The 19,246-nt window shown below is 61.8% G+C and carries 16 protein-coding genes and 4 pseudogenes; 11 read left to right on the top strand and 9 right to left on the bottom strand.

What is annotated here, in order from left to right:
- Positions 1-80 precede the first annotated feature (80 nt).
- The 7 genes from CYR75_RS15475 to CYR75_RS15445 form a co-directional block, all read right to left on the bottom strand.
- Positions 81-1,103 carry a YeiH family protein gene (locus CYR75_RS15475; RefSeq protein WP_101501201.1) on the bottom strand — a complete coding sequence of 341 codons (1,023 nt, stop codon included), beginning with the start codon at positions 1,101-1,103 and terminating at the stop codon, positions 81-83.
- Positions 1,104-1,159: 56 nt separating this feature from the next.
- The gene (gene xsc / locus CYR75_RS15470; protein ID WP_101501153.1) at positions 1,160-2,941 is read right to left on the bottom strand and encodes a sulfoacetaldehyde acetyltransferase; all 1,782 of its coding nucleotides are present in this window, start codon (positions 2,939-2,941) and stop codon (positions 1,160-1,162) included.
- An 11-nt stretch (positions 2,942-2,952) separates the two neighbouring features.
- Complete coding sequence (locus tag CYR75_RS15465; RefSeq protein WP_101501152.1) at positions 2,953-4,344, bottom strand: NAD(P)/FAD-dependent oxidoreductase; 1,392 nt, start codon at positions 4,342-4,344, stop codon at positions 2,953-2,955.
- A gap of 7 nt (positions 4,345-4,351) precedes the next feature.
- The gene (locus tag CYR75_RS15460) at positions 4,352-4,747 is read right to left on the bottom strand and encodes a nuclear transport factor 2 family protein (RefSeq protein WP_101501151.1); all 396 of its coding nucleotides are present in this window, start codon (positions 4,745-4,747) and stop codon (positions 4,352-4,354) included.
- 15 nt (positions 4,748-4,762) lie between these two features.
- A complete protein-coding gene (locus CYR75_RS15455; RefSeq protein ID WP_101501150.1) occupies positions 4,763-6,103 on the bottom strand; it encodes a TRAP transporter large permease in 1,341 nt (446 codons plus the stop codon).
- Positions 6,103-6,660, bottom strand: a complete 558-nt coding sequence (locus CYR75_RS15450) for a TRAP transporter small permease (protein WP_101501149.1) — start codon at positions 6,658-6,660, stop codon at positions 6,103-6,105. The genes CYR75_RS15455 and CYR75_RS15450 overlap by 1 nt, the downstream gene beginning before the upstream one ends.
- A gap of 79 nt (positions 6,661-6,739) precedes the next feature.
- Positions 6,740-7,744: a TRAP transporter substrate-binding protein gene (locus CYR75_RS15445; protein WP_101501148.1), complete on the bottom strand. Its 1,005-nt coding sequence runs from the start codon at positions 7,742-7,744 to the stop codon at positions 6,740-6,742.
- Positions 7,745-7,861: 117 nt separating this feature from the next.
- Between CYR75_RS15445 and pdxR the strand changes: the two genes are divergently transcribed.
- The 6 genes and pseudogenes from pdxR (at position 7,862) to CYR75_RS15415 (ending at position 13,602) form a co-directional block, all read left to right on the top strand.
- A complete protein-coding gene (pdxR, locus tag CYR75_RS15440) occupies positions 7,862-9,346 on the top strand; it encodes a MocR-like pyridoxine biosynthesis transcription factor PdxR (RefSeq protein ID WP_101501147.1) in 1,485 nt (494 codons plus the stop codon).
- Positions 9,347-9,514: 168 nt separating this feature from the next.
- Positions 9,515-10,543: a helix-turn-helix domain-containing protein gene (locus CYR75_RS15435; protein WP_158644696.1), complete on the top strand. Its 1,029-nt coding sequence runs from the start codon at positions 9,515-9,517 to the stop codon at positions 10,541-10,543.
- A 277-nt stretch (positions 10,544-10,820) separates the two neighbouring features.
- The gene (gene tnpA, locus CYR75_RS15430; protein ID WP_101498326.1) at positions 10,821-11,216 is read left to right on the top strand and encodes an IS66-like element accessory protein TnpA; all 396 of its coding nucleotides are present in this window, start codon (positions 10,821-10,823) and stop codon (positions 11,214-11,216) included.
- Positions 11,213-11,557, top strand: a pseudogene (gene tnpB / locus CYR75_RS15425) (IS66 family insertion sequence element accessory protein TnpB). Before tnpA ends, tnpB begins: the two are co-directional and overlap by 4 nt.
- Before the next feature lie 59 nt (positions 11,558-11,616).
- A pseudogene (gene tnpC / locus CYR75_RS15420) lies at positions 11,617-13,114 on the top strand (IS66 family transposase).
- A gap of 104 nt (positions 13,115-13,218) precedes the next feature.
- Positions 13,219-13,602 carry a hypothetical protein gene (locus CYR75_RS15415; RefSeq protein ID WP_158644695.1) on the top strand — a complete coding sequence of 128 codons (384 nt, stop codon included), beginning with the start codon at positions 13,219-13,221 and terminating at the stop codon, positions 13,600-13,602.
- A 315-nt stretch (positions 13,603-13,917) separates the two neighbouring features.
- On the opposite strand, the gene CYR75_RS15410 is transcribed toward CYR75_RS15415, so the two are convergent.
- Positions 13,918-14,313, bottom strand: a complete 396-nt coding sequence (locus tag CYR75_RS15410; RefSeq protein ID WP_101501144.1) for a PIN domain-containing protein — start codon at positions 14,311-14,313, stop codon at positions 13,918-13,920.
- Complete coding sequence (locus CYR75_RS15405) at positions 14,303-14,530, bottom strand: AbrB/MazE/SpoVT family DNA-binding domain-containing protein (protein ID WP_101501143.1); 228 nt, start codon at positions 14,528-14,530, stop codon at positions 14,303-14,305. Before CYR75_RS15405 ends, CYR75_RS15410 begins: the two co-directional genes overlap by 11 nt.
- Before the next feature lie 207 nt (positions 14,531-14,737).
- Here CYR75_RS15405 and CYR75_RS15400 point away from each other — a divergent pair.
- The 5 genes and pseudogenes from CYR75_RS15400 to CYR75_RS15380 all read left to right on the top strand — a co-directional run.
- A pseudogene (locus CYR75_RS15400) lies at positions 14,738-15,049 on the top strand (IS5/IS1182 family transposase); the annotation flags it as partial.
- 229 nt (positions 15,050-15,278) lie between these two features.
- Positions 15,279-15,503: a DUF1127 domain-containing protein gene (locus tag CYR75_RS15395; protein ID WP_376780373.1), complete on the top strand. Its 225-nt coding sequence runs from the start codon at positions 15,279-15,281 to the stop codon at positions 15,501-15,503.
- A gap of 413 nt (positions 15,504-15,916) precedes the next feature.
- A pseudogene (locus CYR75_RS16500) lies at positions 15,917-15,994 on the top strand (23S rRNA (adenine(2030)-N(6))-methyltransferase RlmJ); the annotation flags it as partial.
- Between the two features lie 886 nt (positions 15,995-16,880).
- On the top strand, positions 16,881-18,845 hold the full coding sequence (locus CYR75_RS15385) for a calcium-binding protein (protein ID WP_101501142.1): 1,965 nt from the start codon (positions 16,881-16,883) through the stop codon (positions 18,843-18,845).
- Positions 18,845-19,078 (top strand): hypothetical protein, encoded by a 234-nt coding sequence (locus CYR75_RS15380; protein ID WP_101501141.1) that lies wholly within the window; start codon positions 18,845-18,847, stop codon positions 19,076-19,078. Before CYR75_RS15385 ends, CYR75_RS15380 begins: the two co-directional genes overlap by 1 nt.
- The last annotated feature ends 168 nt before the right edge of the window (positions 19,079-19,246 follow it).

The following is a 19,246-nucleotide window of genomic DNA, read 5'->3' as shown; positions in this document are numbered from 1 at the left end:
GCGCGACAGACTGAGAGACTGCGGCGGGGCTGCGAGCTAAGGTTTGCGACGGTCGTTCAGCCGCAAAGGGATGTGCCGCGTCAGCCCATGAGATGCAGTCCGATGACGATAAACGCGCCGAGGAAGATCGTTTCAGCGACCATAAGACCGATGGCGCCAGCGCCCACCTCGACCATCCGGCCGAGCGACGTCTTGATCCCCACTGCGGCAATTGCGACCAGCAACGCCCACCGCGACAATGCACCCGCCCCTTCGGCAAGTATCTGCGGGATCAGCCCGAACGAATTCACCGCCGCGAGCGCCAGAAAGCCGATGACAAAGCCGGGCAGAAGCGGCGGCTTCTTTCCGGAGGAAAGGTCGCTGGCGCCCATCTGCCGGATGGCGACCGAGAAGCCAAGAACGACCGGTGCCAGCATTGACACGCGGATCAATTTCACAAGCGTAGCGGTCTCGCCAGTCTCTTCGCCGACAGAAAAGCCAGCGCCAACGACCTGAGCGACGTCATGAATGGTGCCGCCAAGGAAAACACCGGAGTCGCGGGCGTTGAATTCGAAGATTTCCGACAGCATTGGATAAACGACCATCGCGACTGTCGAGAGCACGGTGACACACAGCACGGTAAAGACCAGATCGCGTTCGGACTTCTCATGTTTCGGCAGGACTGCGGCAATAGCCATCGCCGCTGATGCGCCGCAGATCGCGACAGAACCGCCGGTCAGGAGAGCGAAGCGCCAACTGCGACCGACAAACCGGCTTGCGAGCAGTGCAAAACCAATGGTCAGGACTACCCCACTGATCACAAGTGCAATGGCAGGCCCGCCGAGTTCGGCAAGCATGTTCACGCTGATGCGCGCACCCAGCAAGGCCACCCCAAGGCGCAAAACGGTGCGCGCCGTAACGGCGACGCCCGGCGCGGTCCGAGCGCCCTCCTCGGATAGAAAATTTAGCGCCAGCCCCAGCAACAACGCCAACAGCATTGCCGGCGCGCCGTAGTGTTCTGACAAGAACTGCGCGGTAATGGCGACGAGAACCGAGACGGCGAACCCAGGAAAGATCTCTTTCATCGTATCGACGCCGGTCAGGCGCGCAGTAAAGCTCGTCATGGAGGCACTCCCGTGGAGAGCGGCCTGGCGGCGCATGCCGCCAAGCCGCGGACATGTCAGACGGCGCCCTGTTGCGGGCGCATGTCGGCGGCATCGATTCCTGCCACCTCGACCGGCGCTTTCATTGCGTCGCGGCGGAACGGCTCACCCAACTCCTGATTCAGCAGAACCTCGATGAAGGTGGTCTTGCCCTCTTTCATTTGCCGCTCGACCGCGTCGTGCAGCTCATGGGTCAGTTCCTCGGCACTGCGCACGACGACACCTTCCAACCCACAGGCTTTGGCAATCCCTGCATAGGAGGTGTCGCGGTCCAGTTCGGTGCCGACGAAGTTGTTGTCGTACCACAGCGTCGTGTTCCGCTTTTCCGCGCCCCACTGATAATTGCGGAAAATGACCATGGTGATGGCCGGCCAGTCCTCGCGGCCGCACGCCGTCATCTCGTTCATCGAGATCCCGAAAGCGCCATCGCCGGCGAAGCCGATCACCGGCGTGTCGGGATTGCCGATCTTGGCCCCAAGGATCGATGGAAAGCCGTAACCGCACGGACCAAACAGGCCGGGAGCGAGATATTTCCGCCCCTGCTCGAAGGTGGGGTAGGCGTTGCCGATGGCGCAGTTGTTGCCGATATCCGAACTGACGATGGCGTCGGCAGGCACCGCCTGCATGATCGCCCGCCAGGCCTGGCGTGGCGACATCAACTCACTGTCGCGCTCTCGCGCTTCGGCATTCCATTCAGTGCCCGGATCATCCTGCTCATGGTCCAGTGAGGACAGCTCCTGCGCCCAACGGCTTTTCGTGGTGCTGAGCAGGTCCCGGCGATCCTGCCGTCCGGCATCGCCGGCATGGCTGTCGAGCTGCGCGAGGATGGCGCGCGCCACCTTGCCTGCATCGCCCTGAATACCGACGGTGACCTTCTTGGTCAGGCCGATACGGTCGGCGTTGATGTCGACCTGGATGATCTTTGCGTCCTTGGGCCAGTAGTCGATGCCGTAGCCTGGCAGGGTCGAGAACGGGTTCAGCCGCGTGCCGAGGGCAAGAACCACATCCGCCTTGGCGATCAACTCCATCGCCGCCTTGCTGCCGTTATAGCCCAAAGGGCCCACCGCCAGCGGGTGGCTGCCCGGGAAGCTGTCATTGTGCTGGTAGTTCGAGGCGACCGGGGCATCCAGACGCTCGGCCAACTTCACCAGATCGGGGATCGCGCCGCCAAGAACCACGCCAGCACCCGAAAGGATGACCGGGAACTTAGCCTCGCTCAGCAGCTTGGCCGCATTGGCCACGGCCTGCTCGCCCCCGGCAGGACGCTCGAAGGCGACGATCTGCGGCAGTTCGACGTCGATCACCTGGGTCCAGTAGTCGCGGGGGATGTTGATCTGCGCGGGCGCGCTGTTGCGCCAGGCCTGCATGATCACCCGGTTCAGCACCTCGGGGATGCGGTTCGGATCGCGCACCTCTTCCTGATAGGCGACAGCATCGGCAAACAGCCGCATCTGCTCCATCTCTTGGAAGCCGCCCTGTCCAATGGTGCGGTTGCCGGCCTGGGGTGTCACCAAGAGCAGCGGAGTATGGTTCCAATAGGCAGTCTTGATTGCGGTGACAAAGCCGGTCACACCGGGACCGTTCTGGGCAATGGCCATCGACATCTTGCCGGTAGAGCGGGTAAACCCGTCCGCCATCATGCCGGCGTTGGTTTCGTGCGCGGTGTCCCAGAACGTGATGCCCGCCTTCGGGAACAGATCCGACACCGGCATCATTGCCGAGCCGATAATCCCGAAAGCATGCTCGATCCCGTGCATCTGAAGAACTTTGACGAAGGCCTCTTCGGTGGTCATTTTCATGGTGTCGCTCCTTATTTGCGCTCATCTCGGAATTGATAAAGGTGATACAGCCCACGCTGGCCCAAGCGCCGGAACGGCGTTTTCCAGCCCTCGTGAGGCAGCTCGTTGTTGAAAATCGGCAGGTCAGGCACTCGTTCGCCCGCCACAAGTTGCGCCATGCGTCGTCCGGCCATTGCGGAATACATCACGCCGTTGCCGCCATATCCCAACGCATAGTAGGCGCCCGGCAGGTCGGGCAGGCCGGTGATGCGCGGCATCATGTCATGGCTGACATCCACCCAGCCCCACCAAGAATAATCCAGCTCGACCTCGCGCAGAGCCGGGAACTTGCGCGCCATTCCCTCTCGAAGCCCCTTCAGATGCGCAGGGTTGGCAGCATCACGGCCAGTGATCGCGGCGCGCGAGCCGATCTGCAGTCGGTTGTCGGGCAGCAGGCGGTAGTAATGGCGCAGCGTTCGCGTGTCGGTCAGGGGTGACGTTTTGCGGATGCCGACCACGTCAAGCTCCGACGCCGTCAAGACGCGCGTGACAATGCTGTTCGACATGATCGGCATCAGCCGGTCCTTCAGCCGCGGATGGAGCGTCCGCGGCGCATAGGCGGCTGTGGCCACCGCGACCCGGCGGGCCCTGACGGTGCCTCCGGGCGTGCGCAGATGATGGACGCCGTCGCGATACTCCCAAGCCGTCACCGGGCTGTCAGTATGGATCTTGGCACCCAGTTCGCGCGCGATGCGCAGATAGCCAAAGGCAAGTTTGGCTGCATGAACAGCGACGCCATCGGGCTCCCACATCGCCCCGTGCGCCTCCATTTCGCGGGCAACCGTCTGGTGCAACTCGTCGCGGCTCAGCACACTGGCGCCATAACCGAACGTCTCGCGGAGCAGCTTTGCTTCCTTTTCCAGCACCGGCATCATCGATGCCTTATGTGCGATGTAGTAGTGGCCGCCATCCTGCGGCTGGCAGTCGATGTCATGGTCGCGGATCAGGCCGCGGAACAACTCAAACCCCTCGACGACCTCAGCATGCAGGCGCTTGGCGACATCAAGGCCCCAGCGGTCGATCCACTGGCTGCGCTTCAGCCGACCGGCGCTGACCTGCGCCTGTCCGCCGTTGCGGGTAGAGCAGCCATAAGCGACGCCGTTTGCCTCGAGCACCACGGCCTTGATGCCGTGCATCTTCGCCAGGTGCAGCGCGGTCGAAAGCCCGGTGTAACCCGATCCGATGACCACCACGTCGGCCTCCATATCGCCTGTGACAGGCCCGTCGTCCTCGGGCAGCGGCCCGGCGGTCGCCATCCAGTAGGTGGGGGCATAGTCACTGCCGGGACCGACTGTTTTGTCCGTCATCGGATCGTAGAGCGCGTTATAGGGGCGCGATCCGCGGAGTTTTCCAATTGCCTGCATGATTGCCTCACTTCACCTCAACTGGCGGCCGTTGCTTCCGGATCGCCTGCTTTTCGACCAGCTTGCCATCCCGGATGCGGAACAGGTCCACGCCCTGAACCTCGGTTCGGGTGCCGTCGGGGTTGGTGGCGCGGAAGGTCCACTGGCTGACGCCGCGGCTGCCATCTTCGGACAGGAAATGGCTGTGGTTATCCCACTGCACATCCGGCATCGTCGTCCACACCCCCTCGAAAGCCTTGGCAATGGCCTCCTTGCCCTCGATCCGGGTGCCGTATTCGTTGTCGCCGGCAACCGTGTAGAACACGCAGTCATCGGCGAAGTGGGTCATGACACCGTCGATGTCGTGCCGGTTGAAAGCGTCGAAGGTATCCTTCAGATCGCTGGCGGTCAGTTTGCGGGACATGGGTTAACTCCTTGATTAGTAACCCATCATGCGCGGCAGCCACAGAGAGAGAGCCGGGAATGACGCGATGATGAAGATGGCGGTGACAGATGCGGCGGCGAAGGGAAGCGCGCGAAGGCTGATGCGTTCGATTGACACGCCCGAGATGCCTGATGCGATAAACAGGTTTTCGCCGAGTGGAGGTGTCTGGAACCCGACCGAGAGGGTGCAGATCATGACGATCCCGAAATGGATCGGGTCGATGCCCATCATGTAGGCGACCGGCAGCATCACCGGGACGAGGATCATGATCGCGGCCAGGGTTTCCATGAACATCCCGACGATCAGGAGCAGGCCGATGACCATTGCCCAGATGACATAGAGGTTCGTCGTCAGCGACAGGATGCCGCCCGCGATGATCCCGGGAATGTCGTTTTCAACGAGAATGCGACCAAAGATGGTGGCCGTGAAGAGCACCAGCAGCACCCGGCCGGACAGCCATGTGGTCGTGTCCAGCGCCTTGATCATCTCGCGCAGGTCAAGCTCGCGATAGATCACGCCACCCACAAACAGGGTGTAGAAAATCGCGACGATGGCAGCTTCGGTCGGCGTGAAGAAACCGCTGTAGATGCCACCCAAGATCACAATGGGGGCGAGGAGCGCCCAAAAACCCTGATAGCAGGCACAGGCGACCTTGTGCAGCGACAGCGGCTCGGCGGAGCCGTTGAAGCCACGCAACCGGCAGCGCAGATAGTTCATGACGAGAAGCCCACCCGCCATGACCACGCCGGGAAGAAATCCGGCAATGAACAGCTTGGAGATGGAGACCGACTGAAATGGCCCGTATGTCTCAACAGCCTCAGGCGGCGCCTGCATCCCCATGGCAGAGATGCCAAAGATCACCATTGGAATGGACGGAGGGATGATGATGCCCAGACCGCCAGCCGCGGCAGTGACGGAAGCTGCGTAGCCTGGGCCGTAGCCCTGCCGCACCATCGCGGGGATCATCAGCATCCCGACGGCTGCTGTGGTTGCAGGGCCCGATCCAGAGATCGCGCCGAAGAACAGACAAGCGACCACCGTGGCGGCCGACAATCCACCGGTAAACGGGCCGGCAAGGCTTTCGGCCACGTTGATCAGCCGGCGCGACAGGCCCGCAGCCTCCATCAGTGCCCCAGCCAGAATAAAGGCGGGCAGCGCCATCAGCGGGAACGATCCCACAGATGACCAAGCCATCTGGACCATCTTGATGGGGTTGTCGCCCAGGTAGTACATCGCGGCCAGTGAGGCGACGCCCAGTGCCACAGTGATCGGCGCGCCCAGCAGCATCAGTCCGAAAAAGGAGCCGAACAGGATCTCGATAAGCAGATCGTCCATCAGTTTTTCCTCTGCTCGAATGCGCGCTGCTCGTCTTCAGCAAGCTCGAGCATGTCCTCCACCTCGACCTTGTCCGGATCACGGGGGTCGATACCGAGAACGAGCTTCATGTAATTCACTTGCAGGATGCGGATCGTCATCAGCGCAAAGGCGATGGGGAGCGCCATATAGACCCAGCGCATTTCCCACCCCAGCGTCTGGGCCTTCACGAACGGCTTCAGCCGGCTGATGAAGCTGATCGACTGCCAGATGAAAACGAGATTGAAGCCAATCCAGAACAGGTCGCCAAGCGACTCGAACACGCGGGCCCTGGAGCGCGGCAGAGCATTGAACTGGAACGTGACCCGGTTATGCGCGGCCATGCGAGCCGCATAGGACGCACCGAAATATGCAAACCAGACGAACAAGATAACGGACAACTCTTCGATCCAGGTGATCGAGAAGCCGAAGATCTGGCGAGCAACGATCTGCACAAACAGAAGCACCACAAAAACGGCAAGGAGAACGCGGCAAACGTGGCTTTCGAACTTGTCGAAAAAAGACCAGAGCGCAGACATGACAGGCCTCCGGTGGAGAGCAGGGTGGAATCATGGGGAGGGGGTAGGGCGCAGGGCTTCAGCCCTCGCGCCCGAAAGATCACTCGGCCGCCGGCTCTCGACCCAGCGAGGTCAGGACATTGTCCAAGACCTCTTTGCCGCCAATCTGGTCATAGAACTGCGGCCAGACTGCTTCGGTGGCGAGCTTCATGAATTCTTGCTCATCATCTGCAGGCTCGGTGATTTCCATGCCGCGGCTTACCAGCTCTTCTTTGATCTTTGCTTCTTCCGCGCGCAGGAACTCGGACGATGCTTTTGTGGCTGCCTCGCCGGCTGCCAAAACCTGCGCCTGCTCCTCGTCGCTGAGGCTCGTGAACAGCGCCTCCGAGACGATCAGCGGCTCGATCGAGAACAGATAGTGAAGGTCAGTGATATATTTCTGAACCTCGTCGAATTTCATCGCGTAGACGGTCATGAAGGGGTTGTCCTGACCGTCGACGACCTTCTGCTGGAGCGCCGCGAAGGTTTCACCCCATGCCATCGGCGTCGGGCTGATACCCCAGCTTTTGTAGGTCTCGATCATGATCTCGTTTTTCGGAACCCGGATCACCAGTCCCTGCAGATCGGCTACGGTGGATACCGGCTTCTTCGAGTTGGTCAGCACGCGGAAGCCCGAATACCCCCAGCCGATAATGCGCACGCCTGCATCCTCGATGGTCTGCTCGATCATCTGCTGCCCGACATCACCTTGCGTGACCTTCTCGGCGTCTTCCTGGCTGAGAATGACGTAGGGAAGGGTCAGCGTGCCCACCGAGGGTGAGAACGGCGTGATGTTGTTGATGGCGAGGATCGAGAAGTCCAGCGTGCCCGTGGCGGCGGCGGTTACCGTGTCCTGTTCGTCCCCGAGTTGACCGTTCACGAACAGCTTTCCGTTCATCTTGCCACCGGATTGCTCCTCGAGCGCCGCGACGAAAGCCTTACCCAATGCTTCTTGGGTTCCGCCGGCGCCGTCGCCTACCGCGATCCGGTATTCGGCCGCGACGGCAGGCAATGTCAGGAACAGGACGGCAGCAGTGCCGGTCAGCAGGCGTGTCATGGATGTCATTGGAAAACTCCCTGTGTGTTGTCGTCTCGCGTTGGTCGCGCTTCTTTGCCGTGCGACATAATGTTGCAGGTCGGGACCAGGAACGGTATGACCAGTTGAGCCAGAATATAGGTCCAGATGACCAACCGCCTTTCCCTAGAAACCGTCATCTTGCGCGATGATGAGGCGCCAACCCTGCAGGGGCGTCTCGCGGCGGCAGTTGTTCGCGCCATTCTCGACAGTCGGGCGCGCCCGGGGACGCGTCTTCCTTCCACGCGCCAATTGGCCACGGCGTTGGGGATTTCGCGAATGACGGTGACGTTGGTCTATCAGGATCTGATCGGACAGGGTTACCTTGAAGCGCAGCCTCGGTCCGCGATCACCGTCGCGGCGACTGTGCCGCATCGGCGCCTGGAACTGTCGGAGCCGCCCCCGAAGCATCGCATAATCGCCCAGCCACCGGATTGGGGGGAATGGCTATCAGATCACCAGTTGCCGCGGCGGACGATCAGCAAGCCGATCGACTGGCGCAGTTACAAATACCCGTTTATCTTCGGCCAGACGGATCCGTCGCTGTTCGACAACAATGCATGGCGCGACTGCGCGCGCCGCGCCCTTGGGTCGCGGGACTTCGCGGATTTATCGGCTGATCGTTATGGTGCCGATGACCCGCTTCTGGTCGATTACATTTGTTCCAACACGCTCCCACGTCGTGGCATCAACGCCTCTCATGACGAGGTGTTGATTACTTTGGGATCGCAAAACGCCCTATTTTTGGCTGTCGAATTACTCGCCCGCGCAGACAGGATTGCTGTGACGGAAGAACCGGGTTATCCGGATTTTGCTGAAACGCTCCGTCGCGCCTACAGCCCCACGACTTTTCTGCCCGTTGACTCGCTGGGACTGAATCCCGCTGATCTGCCGGCCAATACGCGGCTGGTGATCGTCACGCCCAGTCATCAGGTTCCAACCGGCAGCACAATGCCACTGGAGCGTCGCCGGGACCTGATTGCCCGCGCCAGCGCAGATGATTTTCTGATCATCGAGGACGACTACGATTTCGAAATGTCATATCTCGCGCCTCCCGTCCCGGCGCTGAAGTCTCTGGATGTGAGTGGGCGAGTCATCTACCTTGGAAGCTTTTCGAAATCCCTGTTTCCCGGCCTGCGAATTGGCTACATGGTTGCACCCGCTGCATTGATCGCCCAGGCGCGTATTCTACGTTCATTTATCCTGCGTCATCCGCCAGGACACCTTCAGCGCATCACCGCCTATTTCTTGGCGCTTGGATATTACGATACACATATCGTGAGGCTGCGAGAAACGATGAAGTTGCGACGCGCAGTGCTCGAGGATGCTGTTGCAGAGACCCGACTTGAGATAGCCGGCGCTGCGTCGAGCGGAGGTTCCAGCGTGTGGCTAAAGGGAAAAGACGGCAGTGACAGCACAAAATTAGCTGCGGAATTACGCAACCACAGTGTGCTGATCGAACCCGGAGCGGTTTTTTTCGAGATGCCCCCGGAGCCGTGCCCGTATTTCCGCCTGGGTTATGGGTCGATAACTGAAGCCAAAATTACCGCTGGGTTAAGAATAATTTCACGTGTTAGCGAACGCGGGCGGTAATTCATTACGCTAACCACCACATTTCGGCTTCAGCTTATCCTTGGCTATGTATTTGATCCCACGGTTTGATGGTGCGATCCTATCTCAGGAATGGAAGGAAGCATTGTGGGCCAAGTTCGTCATGAAAGCGACGCAACCATGCACGCCGTCTGAGCTACTCCCCATTCCTTGGACGGATTTGGCACTTTTTTAAGCTATGATCTGCTTTTGCTGATCGCGTTGCGAGGCAGACCCGTTGCGCCCACCTCTTCCGCGTGTCACGAATGCTTTGCTCGTTTGTCACAATTTGTTTCTTCCGGTTCCGCCTTGCCGCTGACTCCTATTTTCGCCGCGCAGACGCAGCGCCTCGACCTGACACGGACCACCCTTGCCCGGCAGAGCGGCATCTCAACTCCCACGCTGCGCAAGATCATGCGCGGTGGCGGCACCATCGGCAGCCTGTCCCGCTGCTTGCCGCATCTCGATCTCGGCTGGTCTTGGGTGCCGCACCCGACGCTTGAGGCGGGCGCAGGGCTGGCGACGCTGCGCCGCCGCCAAGGCATGACCCAGGCGGAGGTGGCGGAACGCTTGAAGATCAGTCGGCCGGTGATCATCAGGATTGAGAAGCGGATGCAGGGTGAACTGGCCTCACTGCGCGGCTATGCTTCGCTCCTCGGCTTCCGGTCTCCGATCGCGCCTCTGCGAGGCAAGCGCCGGCTGATCCCCGCCCCCAATAGCGCCGACCGTGATCGTGTGATGACGCCGCCTGCGCTTGCACAAGAAATCTGCGCTCATTTTGCGCCCCACCTGCAGGGCACGCTACTCGACCCGGCGCGCGGCGACGGGGCCTTCTATGAGAGCTTTCCCGGGCACCTCCGGCGGGAGTGGTGCGAGATCGAAGCCGGACGCGATTTCCTGGACTGGCGGGAGCCAGTCGACTGGATCATCACCAACCCGCCGTGGTCCCTGCTGCCCGAGTTTCTGGAGCACTCCATGACAGTGGCCGACAACATCGTGTTTCTGGCACCGCTCACCAACCTCACCACGAAGGCCCGGCTGCGGATGATCGACAGGGCCGGCTTCGGCATTGCTGAGCTGGTGAAGATCGACACGCCTCGCGACTGGCCGCAAAGCGGGTTTCAACTGGTGGCCGGCTGGCTGCGTCGCGGCCATCTCGGCGACTGCCGGATGTCGCGGCTCGAGAGCCACGCTCCATGAGACCTGACCACAGCCGGGCCTGAGCAGGGGGAAGGTTTCCACCTGGGTCAATTCTCAGTGACAATTTTGATCACCTGGTCAGGACTCAGTGACATGTGTCCTCTGCCGCTCAGCCACCCCTCCCCTGATCGTCCCATCCATCAAACGAGCGAAGCGTTGTGGAGTATTCGCCGGACATAACGACCGACGAAGCACTCCTCGGTCATGCCGATCCCGCCGTGCATCTGGAGTAAGCGTCCGGCCTGACCGCCCTGCCGCGTGGTGAAAGAGGCGGATAGTGTCCACCATTGATAGTGGACACTATGGTGATGGCGTGGCGCGTCGGACGAAGCGACTTTGGACGGATGAGGAGAAGCGTTCGATCTGTTTCCAGACGGCGGCGCCGGGCGTTTCCGTGGCTCAGGTGGCGCGGCGCTACGCGGTGAACGCGAACCTGATCTTCAAGTGGCTGCGCGATCCCCGTTATGCGCCGGACCCCACCTCGGTTGCGCCCCCAGCAGAGGAGGCGCGGTTTCTGCCCGTAGAGATCGTCGCGGAGACCAGGTCTACTCCGGCGGCACCTGCCGCCGAGAACCACATCGAGATCGAGCTGGCGGGCGGTCACCGGATGCGGATCAGCGGCAGCTATGATCCTGAGGCGCTGGCGCGGCTGATCCGGGGACTTTCGGCGTGATCCCGGTTCCGGCCAACACGCGGGTCTGGCTGGCTGCCGGGGTCACCGACATGCGCAAGGGCTTTGCTTCCTTGGCGGCGCAGGCCGAGGCGGTGCTGAAGCAGGATCCTTTCGGCGGGCATCTCTTCGTCTTCCGCGGCCGTCGCGGTGATCTGGTGAAGGTCATCTGGTGGGATGGCCAGGGGGCCTGCATGTTCATGAAGCGGCTGGAGCGGGCCGGTTCGTCTGGCCCTCGGCCAAGGAGGGAAGGTGGCGCTGACACCGGCGCAGTTGTCGATGCTCCTGGAAGGGATCGACTGGCGTGCCCGGAGCGAACGTGGCGGCCCTTGGCAGCGGGATAATCAGGGGGGGCCACAAGAGAATGATTCCCATAAGGAATCCCGTGGGATAAACTCCTTGCATGCTCGATCAGACCCTGACCCTGCCGGAAGATCCCGAGGAGTTGCGCAGCTTCACCGCGCGGCTTCTGGCCGAGGTGAAGGCGCAGGCGATCCTGATCGAGAAGCTGCGGCACCAACTGGCCGGGCACCGGGCACACCGGTTCGGCGCGTCCTCGGAGACGGCAGAACAGCTTCAGTTGGCTCTTGAGGCCAGCGAGATCGCGGCCGCCGCGATGACGGCGCGGATGCGTCTGCCGGACATCGAGGAGAAGGGCAAACCCAAGCGCCGTCCGATCCCGGATCATATCCCCCGGATGGAGGTGGAACTGATGCCCGGCGCCGATGCCTGTGCCGATTGCGGCGGTCGCCTGCGCCGGATCGGCGAGGACGTCACGGAAGAGCTGGAGTATGTTCCTGGGCGCTTCATCGTGAACCGGATTGTCCGCCCCGGCTGACCTGCGCTTGCTGCGAACGCTTCGTCCAGGCCCCGCTGCCGTCGCGCCCGATCGAGCGCGGTCGCCCCGGGCCGGGTCTGCTGGCCCATGTGCTGGTCAGCAAGTATGCCGACCATCTCCCCTCTATCGCCAGAGCCAGATCTTCGGCCGCGAAGGGCTCGATCTCGACCGATCGACCCTGGCCGACTGGGTCGGCAAGACCACCACCCTTCTGGAGCCACTGGCCGAGGCCATCGGGCGCCATGTCCTGTCGGCCGAGGCGATCTTCGCCGACGATACGCCGGTGCGGATGCTGGCGCCCGGCACCGGCAAGACCCAGACGGCCCGGCTCTGGACCTATGCCCGCGATGAGCGCCCATGGGATGGCGATGCTCCGCCTGCCGCATGGTATCGCTTCTCGGGCGACCGCAAGGGTCAGCACCCCAAGGATCATCTGGCCCGTTTCCGCGGCTGGATGCATGCCGACGGCTATGCCGGGTTCGAGGATCTCTACCGTTCCGGCGCCATCCGCGAGGTCGCCTGCATGGCCCATGTCAGGCGCAAGTTCGTGGACATCCACCGATCGCAAGGTTCGCCGATCGCTGAGGAGGCCATCGGCCGCATCGCCCGGCTCTATGCCGTCGAGAAGGAAGCCCGAGGTTCGCCACCGGACCGCCGCGCCGAACTCCGTAAGGCACATGCCGCCCCGGTCTTCGATGACCTGGAAGTCTGGCTGGCCATGCAACTCACCACGATCTCGGGGAAATCCCCCCTAGCGGCCGCCATCCGATACGCCCTCACCAGGATGGAACGCCTGCGCCCCTACCTCGACAACGGCATCCTCGAGCTCGACAACAACGCCGCCGAACGCGGCATGCGCGCCATCGCCCTCGGGCGGAAAAACTACCTATTCGTCGGTTCCGAGGCAGGTGGAAAGGCCGCCGCCATCGCCTACACCCTGATCGAAACAGCCAAGCTCAACGCCATCGATCCCCATGCCTGGCTCGCCGACACCCTGGCCCGTATCCCTGATTACAAGATCACAAAGGTCGATGACCTGCTGCCTTGGAAATGGCGCGGGTAGCGGTCAGGCCGGACGCTTACACATGGAACACTGTCCCGGGCAATGCGGAACGAGAGGTTCACTCCGCAAGCTGGGTCATTTTGAAGCCGATGCTCTTGGGTGGCGTGAACATCACACCGGATGATGTCTTCGTCACGCTCAGTTCGCGCCACACGATCTCACCGACGGCAGGGCAGCCAGAACTGAGGGTCGAATTCTCCCTTGACCCGGTAACGCTCGACCTAAAGGCGGATCCCGCGGTCGACCTGAGGTATTTCCCCGGTCAGGGCGAGGAGAGCAACTACTATGCCCTCACCCATGGCCGCTTCCAGATCGAAAGTGTCACCCGCGCGGACGAAGACACTCTGTCGATCGTTGCCACCGTAGATGGCGAGCTGTCGGCGCAGCAGACCGAGGAACCCGTCCATAATCCTGCTGATGTGCTGCCACTGAAGGCCCGCTTTGATCTGAGACAGGTTAGCAACAGGGGGAGCATCCCGCTGCCCTAGAGCCAGAAGGCGTCAACTTAACTTGTGTCCGACGCTTCGGGCCAGTCTGCTCCTTTTCGGCCGGCGCAACGTGCAGGCGATCGGTGCTTCTCGGAACAGCGCCATTTACGCTTTCTGATGGCCCGCGGGCTTGATTTCGATGTCGCCTGGAACATTTGTGCGGCCGATAGTCGGGGCGCCGGAGAGAGCACACTTCTAAACGGCGACAACTGATCTTGCCAAAGGCCTTGCCTCCGGGAGCGCCATATGACCCACGCCTTGCCTCGGACCTGAACTGCCGAACGGCGTTCGACAAAAATTTTTGGCAGCATTCTCTCAGTGAAACGGATTGACGATGCGGAGTTGATCTTCCACGAGCAGGCCATCGTGCATGTCCTCGCTCCACAAGGTCGTGCAGCCGGAGAGCAGTGCCGCAGCGACGATCATGGCGTCATAAACAGAGAACTGGTAGCGCTCGGCCAAGGCGCGTCCCACCTGATGGGTTTGTACGGTCAGATCCTCGACGGTGCACAACGTCTGGATGCCGGTGAGGAAAACCCCTGTCTCGTCCCAATCAAGGCCCGCCTTTCTGCGGCAGTTGACCAGGGCTTCGTTCAGCACCTGCACGCTGATCCGCGGCCCGTTCGCCAGTATCTCTTCGGCCCGGTCCGCTTTCGGCCCCTCGTCGAGGAGATACAGGATCACATTGGTAACGGCGAATTCAACGCTCATTCGCTGCGTCGCGGCTCAGGCGGTCCTGCCTCGGCAACCTGCCGCGGAACCCACGCAGTTCCTGCAGCACCTGCTCGGCCTCCGGCTGGCGCCGAACCAGAACCGCACCATCATCCTTCCTGAAATCGATCCGATCCCCCTCCTTCAATCCCAGCTCCCGGAGGAGTTTGACCGGCAATCGGACCGCAAGGGAGTTGCCCCATTTCGACACCTGCATCAGTCTCGCCTCCGTTTCTGGATACACAGAATTAAAATGTATATCTGACATCGCCTCTCCGCAAGGCCGCTCTACTGGGGCATCCCTGCGGCGTCCGATGCAGCTACCGACTCCTCCCGACATTGCGAGGGTGGGGCGGCGGGCACTCAGACGCCGCCTGCCTCTGCGGGAGACTGCAGGGTTTTGCAGCTGTATCTCGAAACCTCGGTGCCGGTCGACACCACGGTCATGGAAAAGAACATTGCCCATCCGACCGACGCCCGGCTCTGAGAGACTGTGCGGCAAAAACTGGTGGCGCTTACCGCCGAGGTCGACATTGGGCTCTGCGAGGGCTACGCGCGCCTGACGCGCCAAGGCTGGCGGTCAAGGTCGGACGTTATGCCCACGCCGACAATTCAAGCGGCTGCGCAAGGCGCTGCGGACGCTGAAGGACTACCGGGCCGCGTCATGCGCGACCTGCGCCGTCAGCTCGATAGCATTCCGCAGGATTCTTTACGCGAGAGTGTCCTCGACATGCTGGCGGACTTCGCCGCTACATCATTTGTCAGGCGCTAACACGGAAACACTGAAATTTTATGTAACAAACCCGTTAACTTATCGGCTCATCTTCGGGGCGGCTTGCAGATGCCGCATGGCAGCATTGAGGGAATATGCGTTGTGCACCCGCAGCATTTGCCCCATCTTTATCCCAACGGCGCGGAACCCCGCACCGACCAGATGAACCAGAAAAAGAAGAACAGTTAGTATTATGGCCGCAACCGACACCCTTCACCAAACCGCTCGCACCCAGCGTGACGCCGGAACCGGTATCCTGGGGATGATCATGCGCCTGCAGGAAGCCCGCGCACGTCGTGCCGTCTATCGCCAGACCGTGACCGAGCTGTCGCATCTGTCGAACCGTGAACTCGCCGATCTCGGCATTCACCGCAGCATGATCACCAGGATCGCAACCGAAGCCGCCTGGGGCAAGTAAGAATTCCCATCCCCGACCCTCCTCCTCCCTCGGGTCAGGGTTCAGGTGACGCCCCTCCTCCTCCTCCCTTGGGGCGTCACCGCTGAATACAACGAAGCTCTCTCCTCCCTTGCTTCGTTGGTGCTGCGGCGACCCTGCCTCCTCCTCCCTGTGGGGTCGCCGCATAACAGATGACCGCCGGACCTTCGCAAAGGGCCGGCCTGTGCGTTCCGAACCGGGATGGCGCAGAGAATACGCGGCCCCCTCCTCCTCCCTCGGGGTCCGTGTTCGCGGTGCAGGCGTCCTCCTCCCTGCCGGCACCGCACCCCATACGCGGCCCCTCCTCCTCCCTGGGCCAGCGTTGATGCGGCGGCGCCCCCTCCTCCCTGGGCGCCGCCGCTTTCCTTTTCGGGGCAGGAGCGCGATAAACCCGCATGTTGTCCTATCAGCACATCTATCACGCCGGAAACGCGGCCGATCTGCACAAGCACACGCTGCTGGCGTGGATGCTGGCACTTCGATATCATCATACGCCACACGCGCTTGTGGCGAGTAAATCAGCTTCTAAAACAACTTCCGCCCTCATCATGCCTTGCCCTGCACACGCCTTCCGAGCAATGTAGATGAGCGGCTTAACCGCAGCAGATTCCGCTGGGCCGATGCAAACTATCATAACTCTAGGTGCGTTTATGAAGAATTTGATAGGAAAGCGCGTGAGGTGCCTTGCGACAGGCCAAGTATTCTTGATCGTTGCCCAGCTTGGCCCAGATTTGATGGGAGAAAGCCTGGATGGCACTCGCACACCGCTCTACGCAAACAGAGTCATAGTGCTATCAAGACTATCCTGGCTGACAGGCATTGCTGCTGCAGCAATCGATTACTGCTCAGGCAGGATCAGGGCTTTGGCAACGGGTTCGTCGCAGTCAAGTCACTTGACACAAGAAGATTGACTTTGCCGAAGCAGGAGAGCGGCCAACCCTTTTTGGTTCGCTGCCCTTTTTTCGCACCCGCATTCATAAGGTCATTTGGGCACGTCCTTTGGCCGGTGGCCAGCGCGTGGCTGCCGACATGATGCTTGTTCGGTGCAATGCCCGCCGGGCCCATCTCATCAAGTGTCGTTAACGGACGCCAGCAACGGTCCTGAGCACGACATCGTGGGAACCACATCCCCGGCGGCACCTCTAAGACCCATGGAATGGTGACGGCTCAAGCTGACGGCGCATCTACGCCGCGGATTACGTCCTGTGGTTGCAAGCTACCCAAGCAAAATCAGTTCGTCAGAACCCGTAATAGACCTATTTCCCGCTTGAATTCGTCTCGCGGTTGTTCGATCAACCTGTGGTGTACCGAGTTGCAGCTTTAGCGTGTGTCCCCATCACAAGCGCGAGGCGAAGCGACATGCAGACCGCAGGCCATCTTTCTCCCCGTTCCGCCCATGAGGGGTCCGAGCTCCCCGATCATCTCCTTCACAACGCCGGCACCGCGGGTGGCACCATCCACGCGCCCAGCCATTCCAGCGATGGCGGCATGGTGGTCGGCACTCATGGCGACGATGTCATCTATTCCGCGCCGATCGGTGCCTCGCAAGCTCATGTCTACGCGCTTGACGGCGACGACGTCATCCACATCCACAGCGGCGACAAGATCGCACCGCATGGCTCGCACGTCTTTGGCGGCGAGGGCAGCGACACCTTCAACTTCATCACCGAAGGCTCGACGAAGAAGATCGTCGGCCGGCTCGATGATTTCGACGCCTCGCGCGACAAGATTGCGGTGGACGGCAAAGAGATCGACTTCGCCAACCTGCCCTCGCATGTCCGCATTGTCGAACATAACGAGCAGCCTTGGATCTTGATCAACGGGAACATCCTCTATGCGTTGGAAGGCGCGCGCGAGGTGCCGCCCGAAGAGGCGATCCGGGGCAATCAGGAACCGCATTTCATCGAATGGCCGAAGGACTGGGCGCACGGCGTCCCGGCCAGCGCCGACATCGCATACGAGGATTATGTCGACACCTTCCCCGCCTTCGATCTGGACCGCGACGAGAGCGAGTTTCACCACCAGCGCGGCGGCCGCGACGCCGAGGAAATCCACGCCGACAATGACGACGGCGTGCATATCGACGGCGGAATGGGTGCCGACACCATCTATGGCGGCGATGGCGGCGACTGGATCGATGGCGGCAAATCGACCGACGTGATCCATGGCGGCAAGGGCGATGACAGCATCGCCGGCGGGCTCGACGACGACTGGATCGACGGCGGCGAGGGCGATGACATCATCTATGGCGGCAGCGGCAACGACACGATCTATGGCGGCGCCGGCAATGACACGCTTTACGGCAACGGCGGCGATGACCGGATCGAGGGCGGCTTCGGCGACGATTTGATCTCGGGCGGGCGCGGCAATGACACGCTGCTCGGCGGCGCCGGCAACGACACCATCAAGGGCGGGCCGGGCAATGACATCCTGAACGGCGGCGCCGGGAATGACCTGCTGGAAGGCGGGGAGGGCGCGGACCGGCTGCTTGGCGGGGAGGGCCACGACAAGCTCGACGGCGGCGCGGGCAACGACGTTCTGATCGGCGGCAAGGGCAGTGACACGCTGATCGGCGGCGACGGCGATGACCGGCTGCAGGCGGGCGACGAATACGGCCGCGCCGACGAGGGCGATGTCGACATCCTGATCGGCGGCAATGGCAACGACACGCTGATCGGCGCCGATGGCGGCGAGGTGATCATGACCGGCGGCGCCGGCAGCGACACCTTTGTCATCGTCAGCAATTCGGTGACCACCATCACCGATTTCCAGGTCGGCGTGGATTTCTACGAGTTCAACATGACCACCGGTGCGCGCGCCTTCTCGGCCGGGTCCGAATACGCCTGCGAGCCCGAACCCGCCTCCGACGGCAGCGACCGCATGGACATGAAGGTCACCTACAGCGACGGCACCACGACGCTGTTCAAGGGTCTCGGCCACATGAGCGTCGAGGACTTCACCCGCGACGTCATGGACGGCGAACCCCCCACCGACCCCGACCGCGTGCCGCCCGAGGACGACCCCGCCTCCACCCCCGACAGCGGCGGCTCGTGTTTCGTCGCCACCGCCACTTACGGCGACCCGATGCACCCCGACGTCTGCTACCTGCGCGCCTTCCGCGACAACACGCTGCGCAACTACCGGGCAGGGCGGGCCTTCATCGCCTTCTACTGGTGGATCGGCCCCAAACTCGCCCGCTGGTTCACGCCGCGCAACCGGGCAGGCCGCGTCTCGCGGTTCCTGCTGTCCCGGATGGTGAGGCGGCTGCAGAGGCGGTGGGTGTATCTACAGTCCGATCCATTGCCTAAAGAAAGATCGCGTTGATGACCGCGTCAATTAATGCGCTGCGCCGCATAAGACAGGCGCGAGAAAGACATCAAATCAGTCCTGTGCCGCTTGCCGACTGCTTTCTGAACCTCGAAACCAGCAGTGTTGAAGAAGCGCTGTTCGTGATTGGCGCATTCATGCGCGCGCAAGGTCGCGAGATCACTGCCGCCGAGGCGAGAGAGCTTCGATTGCTATTACAGGGCGACGAGGAATGTTCAGCAGTTCACTAGGATCCAGGCCGCCTCTGATGACGTGAACCGGCCCGGATAAGCGACCCCCAAGTTGGCCGGTGGTCCAACCGGAGGGACGGCTTAGCCCGTCTGCAGGTTGGGGCCACCGGCTTGGCTCTCTTCTGGGGAGAAGGGGCTGGCCGCTGCGGGCGGGTCGGTCGTTACTTT

This window comes from Paracoccus jeotgali (assembly GCF_002865605.1).
GTDB classification, from domain to species: Bacteria; Pseudomonadota; Alphaproteobacteria; order Rhodobacterales; family Rhodobacteraceae; genus Paracoccus; species Paracoccus jeotgali.
Note: the sequence above shows the minus strand (reverse complement) of the source record. Positions and strands in the feature narration are given on the sequence as shown.